Origin of the sequence: Pseudomonas ogarae (assembly GCF_014268695.2) — a bacterium.
In the GTDB taxonomy this organism is placed as follows: domain Bacteria; phylum Pseudomonadota; class Gammaproteobacteria; order Pseudomonadales; family Pseudomonadaceae; genus Aquipseudomonas; species Aquipseudomonas kilonensis.
In genome coordinates this window covers 1,734,879-1,751,439 of sequence record NZ_CP077086.1, presented here as the reverse complement: position 1 = coordinate 1,751,439, position 16,561 = coordinate 1,734,879, and the positions used below count along the sequence as shown (strand labels likewise).

Annotated in this window: 15 protein-coding genes and 1 pseudogene; 6 read left to right on the top strand and 10 right to left on the bottom strand. The window is 61.1% G+C overall.

Going from position 1 to position 16,561, the window contains the following annotated elements; all coding sequences use genetic code 11:
- Nucleotides 1–10: 10 nt before the first annotated feature.
- Both HU749_RS07765 and HU749_RS07760 read right to left on the bottom strand, forming a co-directional pair.
- Nucleotides 11–1,363, bottom strand: a complete 1,353-nt coding sequence (locus HU749_RS07765) for a GntP family permease (RefSeq protein WP_014336942.1) — start codon at nt 1,361–1,363, stop codon at nt 11–13.
- A gap of 92 nt (nt 1,364–1,455) precedes the next feature.
- A complete protein-coding gene (locus tag HU749_RS07760) occupies nt 1,456–1,989 on the bottom strand; it encodes a gluconokinase (RefSeq protein ID WP_014336941.1) in 534 nt (177 codons plus the stop codon).
- A 216-nt stretch (nt 1,990–2,205) separates the two neighbouring features.
- Between HU749_RS07760 and gntR the strand changes: the two genes are divergently transcribed.
- The 3 genes from gntR (at nt 2,206) to HU749_RS07745 (ending at nt 4,669) form a co-directional block, all read left to right on the top strand.
- Nucleotides 2,206–3,237, top strand: coding sequence for an HTH-type transcriptional regulator GntR (gntR, locus tag HU749_RS07755; RefSeq protein WP_079305396.1), 1,032 nt, complete (start codon nt 2,206–2,208; stop codon nt 3,235–3,237).
- A gap of 166 nt (nt 3,238–3,403) precedes the next feature.
- Nucleotides 3,404–3,958: a hypothetical protein gene (locus tag HU749_RS07750; protein WP_079305394.1), complete on the top strand. Its 555-nt coding sequence runs from the start codon at nt 3,404–3,406 to the stop codon at nt 3,956–3,958.
- A 291-nt stretch (nt 3,959–4,249) separates the two neighbouring features.
- A complete protein-coding gene (locus tag HU749_RS07745) occupies nt 4,250–4,669 on the top strand; it encodes a GNAT family N-acetyltransferase (RefSeq protein ID WP_079305392.1) in 420 nt (139 codons plus the stop codon).
- A 123-nt stretch (nt 4,670–4,792) separates the two neighbouring features.
- Here HU749_RS07745 and def read toward each other — a convergent pair whose 3' ends face one another.
- Both def and HU749_RS07735 read right to left on the bottom strand, forming a co-directional pair.
- Nucleotides 4,793–5,332 (bottom strand): peptide deformylase, encoded by a 540-nt coding sequence (def, locus tag HU749_RS07740; protein WP_079305390.1) that lies wholly within the window; start codon nt 5,330–5,332, stop codon nt 4,793–4,795.
- A complete protein-coding gene (locus HU749_RS07735) occupies nt 5,329–6,279 on the bottom strand; it encodes a YihY/virulence factor BrkB family protein (protein WP_018610993.1) in 951 nt (316 codons plus the stop codon). Before HU749_RS07735 ends, def begins: the two co-directional genes overlap by 4 nt.
- Before the next feature lie 245 nt (nt 6,280–6,524).
- On the opposite strand from HU749_RS07735, the gene HU749_RS07730 reads away from it, so the two are divergent.
- Nucleotides 6,525–6,902: a hypothetical protein gene (locus HU749_RS07730; RefSeq protein WP_030139341.1), complete on the top strand. Its 378-nt coding sequence runs from the start codon at nt 6,525–6,527 to the stop codon at nt 6,900–6,902.
- Between the two features lie 543 nt (nt 6,903–7,445).
- On the opposite strand, the pseudogene HU749_RS29180 reads toward HU749_RS07730, so the two are convergent.
- From HU749_RS29180 to fadD2, 3 genes and pseudogenes are all read right to left on the bottom strand, one after another.
- Nucleotides 7,446–7,559, bottom strand: a pseudogene (locus HU749_RS29180) (nucleoid-structuring protein H-NS); the annotation flags it as partial.
- Between the two features lie 278 nt (nt 7,560–7,837).
- A complete protein-coding gene (fadD1, locus tag HU749_RS07725; RefSeq protein ID WP_046065649.1) occupies nt 7,838–9,529 on the bottom strand; it encodes a long-chain-fatty-acid--CoA ligase FadD1 in 1,692 nt (563 codons plus the stop codon).
- Nucleotides 9,530–9,900: 371 nt separating this feature from the next.
- Nucleotides 9,901–11,589 (bottom strand): long-chain-fatty-acid--CoA ligase FadD2, encoded by a 1,689-nt coding sequence (gene fadD2 / locus HU749_RS07720; RefSeq protein WP_014336931.1) that lies wholly within the window; start codon nt 11,587–11,589, stop codon nt 9,901–9,903.
- 224 nt (nt 11,590–11,813) lie between these two features.
- Here fadD2 and HU749_RS07715 point away from each other — a divergent pair, with 224 nt between their 5' ends.
- Nucleotides 11,814–12,758: an alpha/beta hydrolase gene (locus tag HU749_RS07715; RefSeq protein ID WP_014336930.1), complete on the top strand. Its 945-nt coding sequence runs from the start codon at nt 11,814–11,816 to the stop codon at nt 12,756–12,758.
- Nucleotides 12,759–12,802: 44 nt separating this feature from the next.
- Nucleotides 12,803–13,273 carry a MaoC family dehydratase gene (locus tag HU749_RS07710; protein WP_014336929.1) on the top strand — a complete coding sequence of 157 codons (471 nt, stop codon included), beginning with the start codon at nt 12,803–12,805 and terminating at the stop codon, nt 13,271–13,273.
- A gap of 130 nt (nt 13,274–13,403) precedes the next feature.
- On the opposite strand, the gene HU749_RS07705 is transcribed toward HU749_RS07710, so the two are convergent.
- The 3 genes from HU749_RS07705 to HU749_RS07695 are packed head-to-tail and all read right to left on the bottom strand — an operon-like array spanning nt 13,404 to nt 16,470.
- Nucleotides 13,404–14,267 (bottom strand): efflux RND transporter periplasmic adaptor subunit, encoded by an 864-nt coding sequence (locus HU749_RS07705; RefSeq protein WP_018611004.1) that lies wholly within the window; start codon nt 14,265–14,267, stop codon nt 13,404–13,406.
- Nucleotides 14,268–14,276: 9 nt separating this feature from the next.
- Complete coding sequence (locus tag HU749_RS07700) at nt 14,277–14,483, bottom strand: DUF1656 domain-containing protein (protein ID WP_003198565.1); 207 nt, start codon at nt 14,481–14,483, stop codon at nt 14,277–14,279.
- Nucleotides 14,470–16,470, bottom strand: a complete 2,001-nt coding sequence (locus HU749_RS07695; protein ID WP_186651924.1) for an FUSC family protein — start codon at nt 16,468–16,470, stop codon at nt 14,470–14,472. The genes HU749_RS07700 and HU749_RS07695 overlap by 14 nt, the downstream gene beginning before the upstream one ends.
- Between the last annotated feature and the right edge of the window lie 91 nt (nt 16,471–16,561).

The window sequence follows — 16,561 nt, the reverse complement described above, 5'->3', positions numbered from 1 at the left end:
GTGGTGTTTGTTAGACCACCAGCGACAACAGCAGGATAAAGATCAACCCCACCACGGACAGGATGGTTTCCATCGCGGTCCAGGTCTTGAAGGTTTCGGCCACGGTCATGTTGAAGTACTGCTTGACCAGCCAGAAGCCCGCGTCGTTGACGTGGGACAGGATCAACGAACCGGCACCGGTCGCCAGCACCAGCAGCTCACGGTTCACACCCGGCATCATCCCCACCACCGGCACCACGATCCCGGCACCGGTAATGGTTGCCACCGTCGCCGAACCCGTCGCAATCCGAATCACTGCCGCCACCAGCCAGGCCAGCAGGATCGGCGAGATTTGCGCGCTGACCGCCATGTGGCCGATCACATCGCCCACGCCGCTGGTCACCAGCATCTGCTTGAAGCCGCCACCGGCACCGATGATCAGAATGATCGCGGCAGTCGGGGCCAGGCTTGCGTCCAGCCATTTGAGCATCTGGCTGGAGCCGATGCCCTGCTTGTAGCCGAAGGTGTACAGCGACAGCAGCAACGCCAGTAGCAAGGCCGAGATCGGGTGACCGATCATGTCCATCCAGACGCGGAAGAGGTTGCCGTCCGGCAGCGCTACGTCAGCAAAGGTCTTGAGCAGCATCAGGAACACCGGCGACAGTACGGTGATCAGGGTGATGCTGAAGCTTGGCAGCTCGGCGGCGTTCGTCTCGCGGGCCAGTTGATCCACCAGTTCCTGGTTCGGATGTCCGGGGATGTGCTTGGCAATGAACGTACCGAAGATCGGTCCGGCAATGATGGCCGTTGGCAGCGCCACGATCAGGCCGTAGAGAATGGTCTTGCCAATGTCAGCGCCAAATATGCCGATCGCCAGCAGCGGCCCCGGGTGCGGCGGCACCAGGCCGTGGACCGCGGAAAGGCCGGCCAGCAGCGGGATACCGATCTTGATGATCGACACGCCGGTACGGCGCGCAACGATGAACACCAGCGGGATCAGCAACACGAAGCCGATCTCGAAGAACAGCGGGATGCCCACCAGGAACGCGGCGAACATCATGGCCCACTGCACCTTGTCCTTGCCGAAGGCGCGGATCAGGGTCTGGGCGATCTGATCGGCCCCGCCCGACTCGGCCATCATCTTGCCGAGCATCGTGCCCAGCGCCAGGATGATGCCGACAAAGCCCAGCACGCCACCGAAGCCGTCCTGGAACGCCTTGATGATGGTGCCGGCCGGCATGCCCGACGTCAGGCCGAGGAACGCGGCGGCGATGGTCAGGGCAATGAACGGGTGGAATTTGAACTTGGTGATGAGGATGATGAGTCCGATCACCGTGACCACTGCATCAAGCAGCAGGAACGTCTCGTGGGACATGCCGAACATGGGAGGTGTCTCCTGATTTGTTGTTGTTATTGAAGCAGTTATTGGTTAGCCGTCGGGGTAGCGCTATCTTTCTGACGCAAATTTTTTGAAACTCAGCCGGCAAGCTTCAAACCATGGTCCAGCCACCAGACGTAAGCCTGATGCGCCAACTCCTCAACGCTGTGGCTGGACGCGTCCAGAGCCAGGGTCAGGGGCTCGCCGACAGGGGATTGAAGGGTGGCAAACTGGCTGTCGATCAAGGTCGACGGCATGAAATGACCGGGACGATGGGAAACGCGGTCGGCGGCCACTTCGGGGGTCAATTCAAGGAATACGAAGCCCAGGCCGGGCAAGGCACTGCGCAGACGCTCGCGATAACTGTGCTTGAGGGCCGAGCAGGTCAGCACCGGGCGCTCGCCCGTGGCGTCGACACGGCGCAACTCGTCGCACAGGCTGTCGAGCCAGCCGGCACGGTCGTCGTCGTTCAAGGGAATACCGGCGCTCATCTTCTGGATGTTGGCCGCGGGGTGGAACGTGTCGCCTTCGATGGCGGTGGCGCCGCTCAATTGGCACAAGGCCTGGCTGACGCAAGTTTTGCCGCAACCGGCAACGCCCATGATGACCAGGGCGGTGATGGGATTGTTCATGTAACACCTCAGCGCGCAGACAGCGCTACCTTTGCCAGTTATGACACCGCAGCAAAAGCAGAAGTTGCCGACGCCTTCTTGTCATTTTTGTGGTTGCAGCATGTTCGTTCAGGACGCCAACGGATGGGAGATCAGGCAACCCCCATTCACGCATTTGCAGCGGCGTCGAGACAGCGCTACCTTAGTACCTTGATTTTTGTTTGGCAAGCCGCCCTGATGACCATCCCTAAAAACGATAAGAATACTCGCACCACTGGTCGCCCCACGCTCAATGAAGTCGCACGCCTGGCCGGTGTCAGCCCCATCACCGCCTCCCGTGCCCTGCGCGGCGTCAGCACCGTTGCCTCGGAACTGGTGGAAAAAGTCCGCCAGGCCGCCGTGGAGCTCAACTACGTCGTCAACCCCGCCGCCCGCGCCCTGGCTTCGGCCCAGAGCCATTCGGTGGTGGTGCTGGTGCCGTCGTTGTCCAACCTGTTGTTCATCGACACCCTGGAAGCCATTCATCGGGTGCTGCGGCCCAAGGGCTTCGAAGTGGTGATCGGCAACTACCACTACTCCCGGGACGAAGAAGAAGACCTGCTGCGCAACTACATGGCCTATCAGCCGCGCGGTTTGCTGCTGACCGGTTTCGACCGCACCGAAAGCGCCCGGCGCATGATCGAGGCCAGCAACATTCCCTGCGTGTACATGATGGAACTGGACCCCGGCGCGGGGCTCAACTGCGTCGGCTTTTCCCAGCTCAAGGCCGGCGAAACGGCGGCCGAGCACTTGATTTCCAAGGGCCGCAAGCGCCTGGCCTATATCGGCGCGCAACTGGACCAACGCACCCTGCTGCGTGGCGAAGGCTTTCGACGCGCCCTGCAGAAAGCCGGCCTGTATGACCCGGACCTGGAGCTGCTGACCCCTCGCCCGTCATCGGTCGGCCTGGGCGGCGAATTGTTCCTGCAAATGCTGGACAGCCACCCGGACGTCGATGCGATCTTCTTCGGCAACGACGACCTGGCCCACGGTGCCCTGTTCGAGGCCCTTCGCTGCGGCATCAAGATTCCCGAGCGGGTCTCGGTCCTGGGCTTCAACGACCTGCCCGCCTCGGCCCACATGGTGCCGCGCCTGAGCAGCATCAGCACGCCAAGGGAAGCCATCGGCCGTCGCGCCGCCGAGCAAATGCTGACGTTGATGGCTGGCAACCGCATCGCGCAGCCGGTGGTGGACATGGGCTTTGAGCTCAAGGTCCGCGAAAGCACCTGAGTCGGCCCGCCGCACACCAGTGCGGTCGATCCATGCCGTCCGCCGGCAAGGGTTGGCCGCCCCGCTGGCCGCGTTACTGCCCACAAACCTTGGAATAGAGGCCTTGCGGCGACGGCATGGGAATTGCTCCTGCCCACCGTTCAGCCATTACCCACAGGTGCTCATCATGTTGGTCAGTGCAAAACAGCAAGCGATGGTCTTGCCGCTCAAACGCCCGGGCGAGGATCCCACCGCCGAAGCCGCCAGCGGCCTGCAAAGCGCCGCGTTGCAGGCCTTGCGCGATAACGTCCAGGCCCAGGCCAGCCAGGGCGCTGCCCAGGTTCAGGAGTCCTTCACTCAACGAGCCACGCAACAGGTCAATGCGAGCACCGCCATCAGCGACAATGTCGACGAGGCGTTCGCCAAGACCCGCGTGCAATTGCAGACCGTGGCTTCAACAGCGGCCGAAGAAACCACGACACTGGGTGGTTCTGCGACAGCAGAATTCAAGGACTACATGAGCAAGACGCCCGAAGAGCGCCTGCGCGACAGCATTCTCGAAGAGATGGGCATTACCGAGGAAGAGTTCGAGGCGATGCCGCCCCAGAAGCAGATGGCGGTCAGCCAGGAGATTGCCCTGCGCATGCAGGACAAGTCGGCGATTGCACAAGTGGAAAAGGCCCAGCAGAGCCGCACCGACGACAAAGCCTCGGCCACGGACATGTTTCTCGCCTCGCTTTAAGCCTCGGCACATTGCGCAGCGTTTGAGCTGGGGTTAGCGCCCCAGCTCAAACCTGAGGCCAACCGAGTCAGTATCGGTTCAATGACCGAACAGGTTCACCTTCTTGGTTTTTTTGTCGGCGCGCTTTTCATCGGCAGTCTTCGCCGGTTTTTTCTTTGCCGCTTTTTTTGAATCCATGCCTTTGGCCATGATACGTACTCCACTCATACGGGATGTGAAGTCAGGTATACACCTATCGCCGCACCTGCGTTCTTTTATAATCGCCCTCCCCTTATCGCCCACGACCCTGCCATGCCCGAAATCCATTACGCAGCGCTCGAAGAATCGCTTTGGCCGCTGATGAACAAGTTTTATCGCGCCCACCAATCCTCGATGAAAGCCGTGCGAGATGCCCAACTTTGGGTGGCGCGGCGCGATGAGATCGTCGCCGCCCTATGCCTGCGGCCGGTGTCGGGCGGGCATTGGTTGACGGGGTTGTTCGTCGACCCGGCGTACCGCGTACAGGGCATTGCGGGGCGGTTGATCGCCCAGGCGGTGAAAGACATGAATGAGCCGGTGTGGCTGTTCTGCCACCCGGACTTGCGTGGTTTTTATGAGCGGCGTGGTTTCAGCTTCGACCCCGAACTGCCCTATGCGATGGCCGAACGCTTGAGCCGGTATGCGCGTAGCAAGCCGATGATTGCGATGGGGTTGGAACCCTCAAAGCCCTAAAGATCAACACAGCCCACTGTGGGAGCGAGCTTGCTCGCGATGGCGTCAGGTCAGCTGCATCAATAGTGGCTGACACACCGCAATCGCGAGCAAGCTCGCTCCCATAGGGTTCGGGGTGGGAGATCAATCGTCAGCCGTGGGGTCCAGGTCCGGGAACATCACTTCGGTAAACCCGAACTTGCTGAAATCACTGATGCGCGACGGGTACAAGCGCCCGATCAGGTGATCGCATTCATGCTGCACCACCCGCGCATGAAAGCCCGACGCGTAACGCACGATCGGCTCGCCCTTGGGATCGAAGCCTTCGTAGCGGATGTCCTGGTAGCGCTCGACCGCACCGCGCAAGCCCGGCACTGACAGGCAACCTTCGAAACCCTCCTCCATCTGCGGGCCCAGCGGGGTGATCAGCGGGTTGATCAGGATGGTCTGGGGCACCGCCTCGGCGTCGGGGTAACGCTCGCTGTGCTCGAAGCCGAAGATCACCAGTTGCAGGTCCACGCCGATCTGTGGCGCCGCCAGGCCGACGCCGCCGACGCTTTCCATGGTCTGGAACATGTCGTCGATCAATTGCCACAATTCTGGGCTGTCGAACATGTCGGCAGGTACTGGCGGGGCGATGCGCAGCAGGCGTTCGTCGCCCATTTTCAGGATGTCACGGATCATGGTCGGGCTTCGTCAGGGTGGGGATGAGGGATGGAATGGTCGCGGCCCAGGCCCGACACATGCTGCTTTTCGTGCTCGCCCGCGCTCTTTTCGCCCGGGTTCTTGCCCTCGGTGGACATGTGCTCGATCACCGCATTCATCTCCGCACCGAGCAACAGCACCGCCGCAGAAATATAGAAATACAGCAACAACACGATGATCGCACCGATGCTGCCATACATCGCGTTGTAGTTGGCAAAGGTCTTGACGTAAAACGCGAACCCCAGGGAAGCGATGATCCACACCACCACCGCCAGCACCGACCCCGGCGTGATGAAGCGAAACTCCTGTTTGACGTCGGGCATCACGTAATAGATCAGCGCCACGGCCACCATCAGCAAGATCACGATCACCGGCCAGCGCACTATCGTCCAGAGCGTGACGATGAACTCCTCCAAGCCCACCTGGGCCGCAATCCAGCCCATCACCTGCGGCCCGAGCACCATCAGCGCCGCAGCGGCCAGCAGCATGCCGGCGATGCCGACCGTGTAGAAGATCGACAGCGGAAAACGCTTCCAGGCCGGGCGGCCTTCCACTACGTCGTAGGCAGCGTTCATCGCGCTCATCATCAGCCGCACGCCCGCCGAGGCGGTCCACAAGGCAATGACGATACCCACCGACAACAACCCGCCCTTGGATTGCTGGAGCTGGTCGATCACCGGGTTGACCTGCTCCAGGGCTTGGGGCGGCAGCACCAGCTCCGATTGCAGGCGCAGCCAGGAGAAGAAGTCCGGTAAGTGCAGGAAACCGATCAACGCGATCAAAAAGAGAATGAAAGGAAACAGCGAAAACAGCATTTGGTACGCCAATGCCGAGGCGTAGGTCGACATCTCGTCGTCGAGAAACTCGGTCACGGTGCGCATCATCACACGATGCAAGGGTAAGCCTTTCAAGGCCGGGAACATCATGTGCGTCTCCTTTCGCCGCAAAAAAGGGGGTCGCTTGGCGACTCAAGGGCCGTTATCACAACAAAGTAGCCTGTTTGGCGACTTTGGATCAATTTCGTCTTTCATGCCCGACGCTGAATTGACCGGCGATTGCCGAGCCAAGTTTCATTGTTCCTACAAGCGGGGCTTTATGTTTGCCCGGCAACCACCGAGAATGCCCCACGTATTCAGGCTGCGGCCTGAAGCTCCAACCCCGTAGGAACGTTATGAAACTCGATAAAAAGCAGGCCATCGCCCGCAGAAACCAGGAACTGGGCGGCGCCGTACTGGGCGTCAACAACTGCCACTTCAGCGAATTGAACCGTAACCGCAACATCTTCTGGTTCGATATCCCGGTGGCGCGCCTGGCCATCGGTCAATACGAATGGATTCACCTGCTGCTGCACACGCCGGCCACCGATGAGCTGCTGCACCTGAAGGTGCCGACCGTGTTCCTGCGCGAAAAGATGGAAGGCCTGGAAGTGCGCAACCAAGGTAAACGCAAGGCAGCCCTGAGCCTGGAACTGAGCGCCGACAAAGATTCCTACCTGCAGGACATGCGCCCGGGTGGCACCAACCTGGATTTTGCGCAGTTCAGGTTGTAATGCGATTTCCTAGCTTTGGTGTGTATATCCGTTGCTGCGGTAACGGCTGCTGGCGGTTCCGCTCTTACAGCGGGTCACTTTTGGAAGAGCGCCAAAAGTAACCAAAAGCGCTTTGCCCCACCACTCGGCACCTCGCCTAGGCTCGGTGTGCCCTCACTCCGGCATTGCTCCGTGGGCCGCCGCGAAGGGCCATCCATGGCCCAGCGCGGCTAACTCGGCATCCATGCCGAGGTGCCCACTGCGCAATGCCTGCGTTCGGCCAGCGTGGTTTAACGGGGCGTCCAGATCAAGATCCAAAGCAAGAGCAAGAGCGGGCACATGCCGGCATCTATGTGGCTGAGCCACCGCTATCGCGAGCAAGCTCGCTCCCACATAGGATCTTCAGCAGACAGAAAACCCATACACACCACAAAACCTGTGGGAGCGAGCTTGCTCGCGATGACGCCCGCACATCCAACATCACCGCAAACTGACACACCGCCTTCGCGAGCAAGCCCGCTCCCACAGGAGAGACGCGATCACCCTGAACCAGGTCGGCTCTAAGGCCGCCTCGCGGTGGACGTTGATCTCGGAAGCCCCGTTAACCACGATGGCTGAACGAAGGTGTTGCGCAGTGGGCACCTCGGCATGGATGCCGAGGTAGCCGCGCTGGGCCATGGATGGCCCTTCGCGGCGGCCCACGGAGCAATGCCTTCGTTCAGGCATGCCGAGCCTAGGCGAGGCACCGAGTGGTGGGGCAGAAGCGTTTTGGTTACTTTTGCGCTTCTCAAAAGTGACCCGCTGTAAGAGCGGAACCATAAGCCGCCGTGACCGCAGCAAAGGATATGCCCCCAATCCAGCCCAAAAGAAAACGGCGCTTTCCCTCCTCGGAAAAGCGCCGTTTCTTTAAGTGAAGAGCATTACCGCATCAGCGGGGCTCTTCATTGGCAACGGTCTTACTTCTTCAAACCCAGCTTCCTGAGTTCTTCATCCCGCAACTCGCGCCGCAGGATCTTGCCCACGTTGGTCGTCGGCAAGGCATCACGGAACTCCACGGCCTTGGGTACCTTGTAGCCGGTGACGTTGGCACGCATGTGTTCCATCACCTGCTCCTTGGTCAACGTGACACCCGGTCGAGCGACGATAAAAATCTTGATCGCCTCGCCAGACTTCTCGTCCGGTATGCCGATGGCCGCGCACTGCAGCACGCCCGGTAAGGTTGCCAGCACATCTTCCAGTTCGTTGGGGTAAACGTTGAAACCGGAGATCAGGATCATGTCTTTCTTGCGATCGACGATGCGCATGTAGCCGTCCGGCTGGATCAGCGCAATGTCACCGGTCTTGAGCCAGCCTTCGCTGTCGAGGATCTCGTCGGTGGCGTCCTGGCGCTGCCAGTAGCCCTTCATGACCTGCGGACCTTTCACACACAATTCGCCGATTTCGCCCAATGGCTGTTCGACGCCCGCGTCATTGATCACCTTGCACAGCGTCGACGGCACCGGAATGCCAATGGTGCCGATCTGGATTTTCTGGATCGGGTTGACCGTGGCCACCGGGCTAGTCTCGGTCATGCCGTAGCCTTCGCAGATCGGGCAACCGGTCACCGCCTTCCAACGCTCAGCCGCTGCCAGTTGCAGGGCCATGCCGCCGGACAGGGTGACTTTCAGGGCCGAGAAATCCAGCTTGCGGAAAGCTTCGTTGTTGCACAGGGCCACGAACAGGGTATTGAGGCCGACGAAACCGCTGAACTTCCACTTCGACAGCTCCTTGACCATCGCCGGCAGGTCGCGCGGGTTGCTGATCAGGATGTTGTGGTTGCCGATCAGCATCATCGCCATGCAATGAAAGGTGAAGGCGTAGATGTGGTACAGCGGCAGCGGCGTGATCAGGACCTCGCAACCTTCATTGAGGTTGGAGCCCATCAGCGCCTTGCACTGCAACATGTTTGCCACCAGGTTGCGGTGGGTGAGCATCGCGCCCTTGGCCACGCCGGTGGTGCCACCGGTGTATTGCAGCACGGCGACATCGTCGCTGGTGGGGTTGGCTTCGCTCACGGGCTGGCCGTGACCTTTGCTCAGCACGTCGTTGAACTTGATGGCCTTGGGCAAGTGATAGGCCGGGACCATCTTCTTGACGTACTTGATCACGCTGTTGATCAACAGGCGCTTGAGCGGCGGCAGCAAGTCGGCAACTTCGGTGACGATGACGTGCTTGACGCCCGTCTTGGGTACCACGGTCTCGGCCAGGTGCGCCATGTTCGCCAGGCACACCAGCGCCTTGGCCCCGGAGTCATTGAACTGGTGTTCCATTTCCCGCGCGGTGTACAGCGGGTTGGTGTTGACCACGATCAGCCCGGCGCGGATCGCACCGAACACGGCCACAGGGTACTGGAGAACATTGGGCAGTTGCACGGCGATTCGATCGCCCGGCTGTAAATCGGTATGCTGTTGCAGGTACGCGGCAAAGGCACCGGACAACTCGTAGAGCTCACCGTAGGTGATCGTCTTGCCGAGGTTGCTGAATGCCGGCTTGTTGGCAAAGCGTTGGCAGGACTGCTTCAACACCGCCTGAATATTCGGATACTCGTCTGGATTGATGTCGGCAGCAATCCCAGCTGGGTACTTATCCTTCCAAAAGTCTTCAATCATGGAAGCCCACTCCTCAGCAACGCGAATTCTCACCGCATTTGATGCGATTATTATTGGTGTGTGTTTATTGGTGAATCTGGCTTGAATCAAGGCCGAGAAGTCACAAAAGCGCGCCGAGAGTAGCAGCTTTGCCGAGGGCCGCCTAGAGCCAAAAGCAGCCCCCACAGTCACAAACATGACTCATGAATATTTTATGGTCACTTTTAGAGTAAAAATTCTAAGCCTCATCTGAATCGCCCTGAATACCCAAAAAAACTGTGGGAGCGAGCTTGCTCGCGATGGCGGTGGACCAGCTGAATCTGATTTAGCTGATACACCGCCATCGCGAGCAAGCTCGCTCCCACAGGGGTTTCTACTGGACTTCTCTGGCCTCAGGCGATATCCCGCAACTCCCGCCGCAAAATCTTGCCAACCGGGGTCATCGGCAACGACTCCCGCAGCACGATGTGCTTGGGAATCTTGTAGCCGGTGAAGTTCTCCTTGCAGTAGGCCTTGAGCTCCTCAAGGCTGACGCCGGTTTCCCGCGCCACCACGAACAGCTTCACCGCCTCCCCCGAACGTTCGTCCGGCACGCCGATCACCGCGCAGTTGGCCACCTTGGGATGGGCCATCACCACGTCTTCGATCTCGTTGGGGTACACATTGAAACCCGAGACGATGATCATGTCCTTCTTGCGGTCGACGATCCGCACGAAACCGTCCGGGTCAATCACTGCGATATCGCCGGACTTGAACCAGCCCTCGTGGTCCAGCACTTCGGCCGTGGCCTCAGGCTTGTTCCAGTAGCCTTTCATGATCTGCGGGCCCTTGATGCACAGCTCGCCGCGCTCGCCCAGGGGCTGCTCGACGCCATCGTCGTTGATCACTTTCATCAGCGTGCCCGGCACCGGCATCCCCACCGTGCCCAACCGGGACTTGCCGCCATAAGGATTGGCGCTGGCCACTGGCGAGGTTTCGGTCAGGCCATAACCTTCGGTGATGCCGCAACCGGTGATCTGCTCCCAACGCTCGGCGGTGGCCTTGATCAGCGCCGTGCCACCCGAGTTGGTGACCTTGAGGTTGGAAAAATCCAGGGTCTTGAAATCCGGATGGTCCATCAATGCCACGAACAGCGTGTTGAGCCCCAGCAGCAGCGAGAAACGCCAGTTCTTCAGCTCCTTGATGAAACCACCGATGTCCCGCGGATTGGTGATCAGCACGTTGTGATTGCCGGTCACCATCATGCACATGCAGTTCGCCGTGAACGCATAGATATGGTACAGCGGCAGCGGCGCGATCATGACCTCCTGGCCTTCGCGCAACAGTGGATGGCCGTCATCGCCGAGCTGCCCCAGGCAGGCCCGGGCCTGTTGCATGTTGGCCACCAGGTTGCCGTGGGTCAGCATCGCGCCCTTCGCCAACCCGGTGGTGCCGCCGGTGTACTGCAACACCGCAATGTCATCGAGGCTGACGTTCAGCGGCTTGATGCCCTGGCCGCGTCCCAGGCGCAAGGCGCTCTTGAAGGAAATGGCCTGGGGCAGCGAATAGGCCGGGACCATTTTCTTGACCTTGCTCACCATCGTATTGACCAGCCAGCCCTTGGCGGTGGGCATCAGGTCGCCCATCTTCGCTTCGATCAGGTACTGCAGGTCCGTATCGGGCAACACCTCCTGGACTTTCTGCCCGAACATATTCAGGTACACCAGCGCCCGGGCACCGGAGTCCTTGAACTGATGACGCATTTCCCGCGCGGTGTACAACGGGTTGGTGTTGACCACGACCAGCCCGGCGCGCAAGGCACCGAACACGGCGATCGGGTATTGCAGGATGTTGGGCATCTGCACTGCGATTCGATCACCTGGCGCCAGGTCGGTATGGGCTTGCAGGTAGCCGGCGAAGGCTGCGCTATAGCGCTCGAGCTCGGCATAGGTGAGGGTCACCCCCATGTTGCTGAACGCCGGACGGTCGGCGAATTTCTTGCAGGAACGCTCGAACACCTCGATCACCGACTTGTAGGCCCCAAGGTCAACATCCAGGGGCACGCCGGTCGGGCGTTTGTCATTCCAGAAATCAGGCTGCATTGTTTTTGTCCTCTTTACCTGAGCATGTCCGGGCCGCGTCTGTATCGCTTGCAGAGGCGGAGCTCCTGGGACACTAGCAGCTATGGCCAATCAGGCAAATATGGCAACCTGCGTCATAGATTGTGTGAATCTTCTTGCCACGATGCGGGCTGATCAGGCGAGACGCAACGGATGCGCTATACAATGCAGCGACGCTGCGTCTGACTTTGTGCAAAGGAATCGCCATGATCCACCAAACGTTCTGGCTGACCGCGACCGACCATAGCCGCCTGTTCGTCAACCAGTGGCTGCCTGAAACCGCCCCGTTGGCGGTGATCATGCTGGCCCATGGCATGGCCGAACACAGCGGCCGCTACGCCCGCCTGGCCCAGGCACTGTGCGACGAGGGCTACGGTGTCTGCGCTGTGGACCTGCGCGGCCATGGCAAGACGGGCGAGGAAGCGATTCTCGGTCACTTTGCCGATGAGGACGGCTGGCTCAAGGTCGTGGGCGACCTGGCCAGCCTCAACCACCACATCGTCCAGCAATATCCCGATACCCCCATCCTGCTGCTGGGCCACAGCATGGGCAGCTATATCGCCCAGGGTTATTTGTTGCATCACAGCGCCAGCCTGCACGGGGCGATTCTCAGCGGCTCGAACTTTCAGCCGGTGACGCTCTACCGCAGCGCTCGCCTGATCGCCCGCTTCGAACGCTGGCGCCAGGGTGCCACGGGGCGCAGCGCGTTGATCGAGTGGCTGTCGTTCGGCAGTTTCAACAAGAAATTCAAACCCACGCGTACCCCCTTCGACTGGCTCAGCCGCGACCCGGCTGAAGTCGACAAGTACGTCCACGACCCGCTGTGCGGCTTTCGCTGCACCAATCAGCTGTGGGTCGATCTGCTCGGTGGCTTGCAGCAAATCAGCAAAGCGTCCAATCTCGCCCAGATCGATCCGGGCCTGCCCCTGCTGGTGATCGGTGGCGAATGTGATCCGGTGAGCGAAGGCAAGCGTCTGAAGGATCTGGCCGACGCCCTGCGCGACGCCGGCAACCAGCACCTGCAATTGACGATTTACCCGCAGGCCCGACACGAATTGTTCAATGAAACCAACCGCGATGAAGTGACCGCCGACGTGCTGGCCTGGATTGCCCAGGCCCTGAGCCACAAGCGGCCGCCACGCAGCGAGTAGGCTTGCCGCGTTTTTCCTTTACCCCGTCACAGGATTTGAAACAGATGACCCAGGTTACCAACACACCTTACGAAGCCCTCGAAATCGGCCAGACCGCCAGCTACAGCAAGACCGTCGAAGAGCGTGACATCCAGCTGTTCGCGGCGATGTCGGGCGATCACAACCCGGTGCACCTGGACGCCGAGTTCGCCGCAGCGAGCATGTTCAAGGAGCGCATTGCCCATGGCATGTTCAGCGGTGCGTTGATCAGCGCGGCGGTGGCCTGCGAGTTGCCTGGGCCGGGCACCATCTACATCGGCCAGCAGATGAGCTTCCAGAAACCGGTGAAAATCGGCGACACCCTGACCGTGCGCCTGGAGATCCTGGAAAAACTGCCGAAATTCCGTGTGCGCATCGCCACCCGCGTGTTCAACCAGCGCGATGAGCTGGTGGTGGACGGCGAGGCCGAAATCCTCGCACCGCGCAAGCAGCAGACCGTGACGTTGCCGACGTTGCCGGCGATTACTGTGGGTTGATTCACAGGCGCCTACGGTGAGTGACTTGTGGTGAGCGGTTGTGTGGGAGCAAAGCTTGCTCGCGATGCAGGCACCTCGGTTCCCTGAGAGACCGAGTTATCTTCATCGCGGGCAAGCCTTGCTCCCACATTTAAGGCGAGTCTTCGCGCACCTGCACGCTCGCCGTCATCCCCGCGCTCAGGTTCACCCCCTCCGGCACCTTGTCCAACTTGATCCGCACCGGTATCCGCTGGGCCAGGCGCACCCAGTTGAAGGTCGGCTCGACCTCCGCCAGCAACTGCGCATCGGGGTTGGTGTTGCGGTCGGTAATGCCACGGCTGATGCTCTCGACATGACCCTCCAGCGCATGGCCGGCGCTCATCAGCCAGATCTTGACCGGATCGCCCACGCGAATCCTCGGCAACTTGGTTTCTTCGAAATAGGCCTGCACATAGAACGTCGAGTCGTCGATCAGCGCCATCACCGGCTGCCCGGCATTCACGTAGTTGCCTTCGGCCAGTCGCAGGTTGGTGATGTGGCCGTTGCGTGGGGCCAGGACCTGGCTACGCGCCAGGTTCAGTTCGGCGACCTTGGCCTCGGCCTGGGCTTCGCGCAGTTCGCCTCGGGCGATGCCGGCGTTGATCTGGGCGTTTTCCCGCAGTTCGGCGCTGATGGCCTGAGGCCCAAGGGCGGCGCGGCGACTGGCTTCGTGTTCGCGCAGGCTCAGTTGCTGCTGGCGCGTCTGCACCACGGCCCGTGCCTTCTCCAGCGCTGCCTCGAAACGCTCACGGTCGATACTCAGCAACACATCGCCGGCCTTGACCTGTTGGTTATCCACCGCCTTGAGCTCACGCACCCAACCCGACACGTCGGGGGCAATCACCACCACGTCGGCGCGGATCCGCGCATCGCGGGTCCAGGGTGTGAGCATGTAGTACTGCCACAAGTGAAACCCGGCGAAGATCGCCACGGCCACCATGCACAGCGTGACGGCGACACGTACGGATGTACGCATGTTCAACTCCTATAGCGGCCCGAGGACCACGGTAATAACGGTCAGGACACAGACATACAGGGCGCAGTCGAACAAGGCTTCATGCCAGATCCAGCGCCCGGCCGGCACCAGGCTGAGCAACAGGCGCAACGCACCGGTCACCAGCAACGCCAGCACCACATAAATCAGGAACGGGCTGAGCAACACCCCGCCAATCGACCACTCACGCAAGCCCATGGCTGTGCTCCCGTCGTTCAGGTTCGTGCTGGCGGCACCAGGCGCGCCAGCTGTTTTGCAATTGCACCACCGCGCCCTGGGCCAGCTTCAGTGCGTCACCGGGCGATTGGGTCGACAATACGTTCAGGAACTCGGCGCTTGCCGGGGCCAGCGCATCGGCCTGGTCACCGGTCGGGCCGTGTTCGAGCACCTGCTCCAGCGCTGCGAAATAACGGCGCTGCGCCCGGGTATCAGGCACCTGGGCGACGGCCAGGCTCAGGCGCAAATGCAACAATTCATCGCCAATATCCAGGCCAAGCAAACCATCATCCCAACGGCTGCGCGCCTGCACCGGCAATTCAGGGTAATGCCGCGCCAGTTGCAACAGCCGGTCGGCCATGCGCCCGCCGAACCAGCTCTCGGCGCCACGCAGGCTGCGATGGGTCAAACGCACCAGATCGTGGAGGGTCGCGGCCAGCAGGCGGCGGCTGTGCCAGGCCGGGTTGCGCAAAATCAGCAGATTGAAAGCCAGCACCGCCGCGCCTACACCGATCAACATCGCCTGGGCATTGTTGAAGAACGCTGCGACGTCATATTTCATGGCGTTGAGCGGTGAAATCAACACCACAAAATGCAGGCAGAACGACGTCGCCGTGGCGAAGATCTGCGGCTTGGCCATGCCCAGCGCACCGAAAAACAACGGCACGCCCATGGCCATGCACAGCATCGCAAAGCTGCTCCATTGCGGTAGCAAAAGCTCGCCAATCACGAACGCAGTCGGCACGGCCAACAGAATGCCGCGCAGAAAACTCATGCCGATCTGCGCGCCGTTTTCGCGACTGGCGAACAGGCTGCACACCACGCACGTCAACAGCATCGCGCCCGATGCGGCGGGCCAGGCGGTCGCCAGCCAGAAACCGGCAACGACCAAGAACGCCAGGGCGCTGCGCGCACCGAAGACCATGGCCAGGGACAGATCACGATGAGGCGCCAGGGTTCGCGGTGGATCCGCCGCCTCCCTGCCCTCCTGCACAGCCGTCAAGGCCGCGCAGGCGGCCAGGGCGGTATCGAGCAACAAGGCGAATCGCGCCAGGCAGTAACTTTGCGCCGAGCTGATCTGCGGGTCGTGGGACGCATCCCATACCCGGGGGCGCAAGGCTTGCAGGGTCGCACCGTCGGCGTCGAGGGCCTGCTGCACCTCGTTCATCCACGGCTGGAGGGCCTCGGCCTCCTCGGGGTCGAGCTGTTTCCACTGCCGACGCACCGAGCGCGAAAGGCGCAGCAGCATCAGCAATTTCTGGCTCAAGCCGCTGATAGCCCGGGCGCGCTGTCGGCCACGGCTGCCTTCGAACCAGGCATGTTCGCGCTGGGCATCCACCGCGACGATCCTGCCCAGGATTTCCAGCAACCCTTTACGGGCCTGGGCATCGCCTGCCAGGGTGGCACGGGCGGCCTGCATGCCGCTCTGCCAGGCAGCAAACGCCTGACCGGCCAATTGCCGCTCGACCCGCAACGGCCAGAGCAAGGCACTGGCCGCCGTGGCGCAGACGATGCCCAGGCTGATCTCGGTGCAGCGCGCCACCGCCTGGTCGAATATACCCAGCGGGTGGGAAATGGCCGGCAAGGCAATGATCGCCACTGTGTAGCCGGCCAACACGAATGAATACGACCAGGCACTGCGCAGCAGCGTCGAACAGGCTGTGCACACCCCCAGCCAGAGCGCCAGGGCCAGCAGGAACAACCAGGGCGCCTGGGCAAACAGGCCCATGAACACCACCGACATGACGGTACCCACCAACGTGCCGAGCAAGCGCGCCAAGCCCTTTTGCACCACCATCCCGGACAGTGGCTGGGCGACGATGATCGCGGTCATCAGCGCCCATGACGGCTGCTCCAATCCCCAGCGCAACGCCAGCCACAACGCCAGCCCAGCACCCAGCACGGTCTTGATGGCGAACTGCAAAGCGAGGCGGTCAGGGGCAAACAAGGCCTGGAAGGTTATGGGCACGCGAAAAACTCTTTGGGGGACGCCAGTAACAATAGATGCAATGCGAGGGATCGGCGGTGCAATTATTAGCTAGCTATCTATCAGAGTCTAG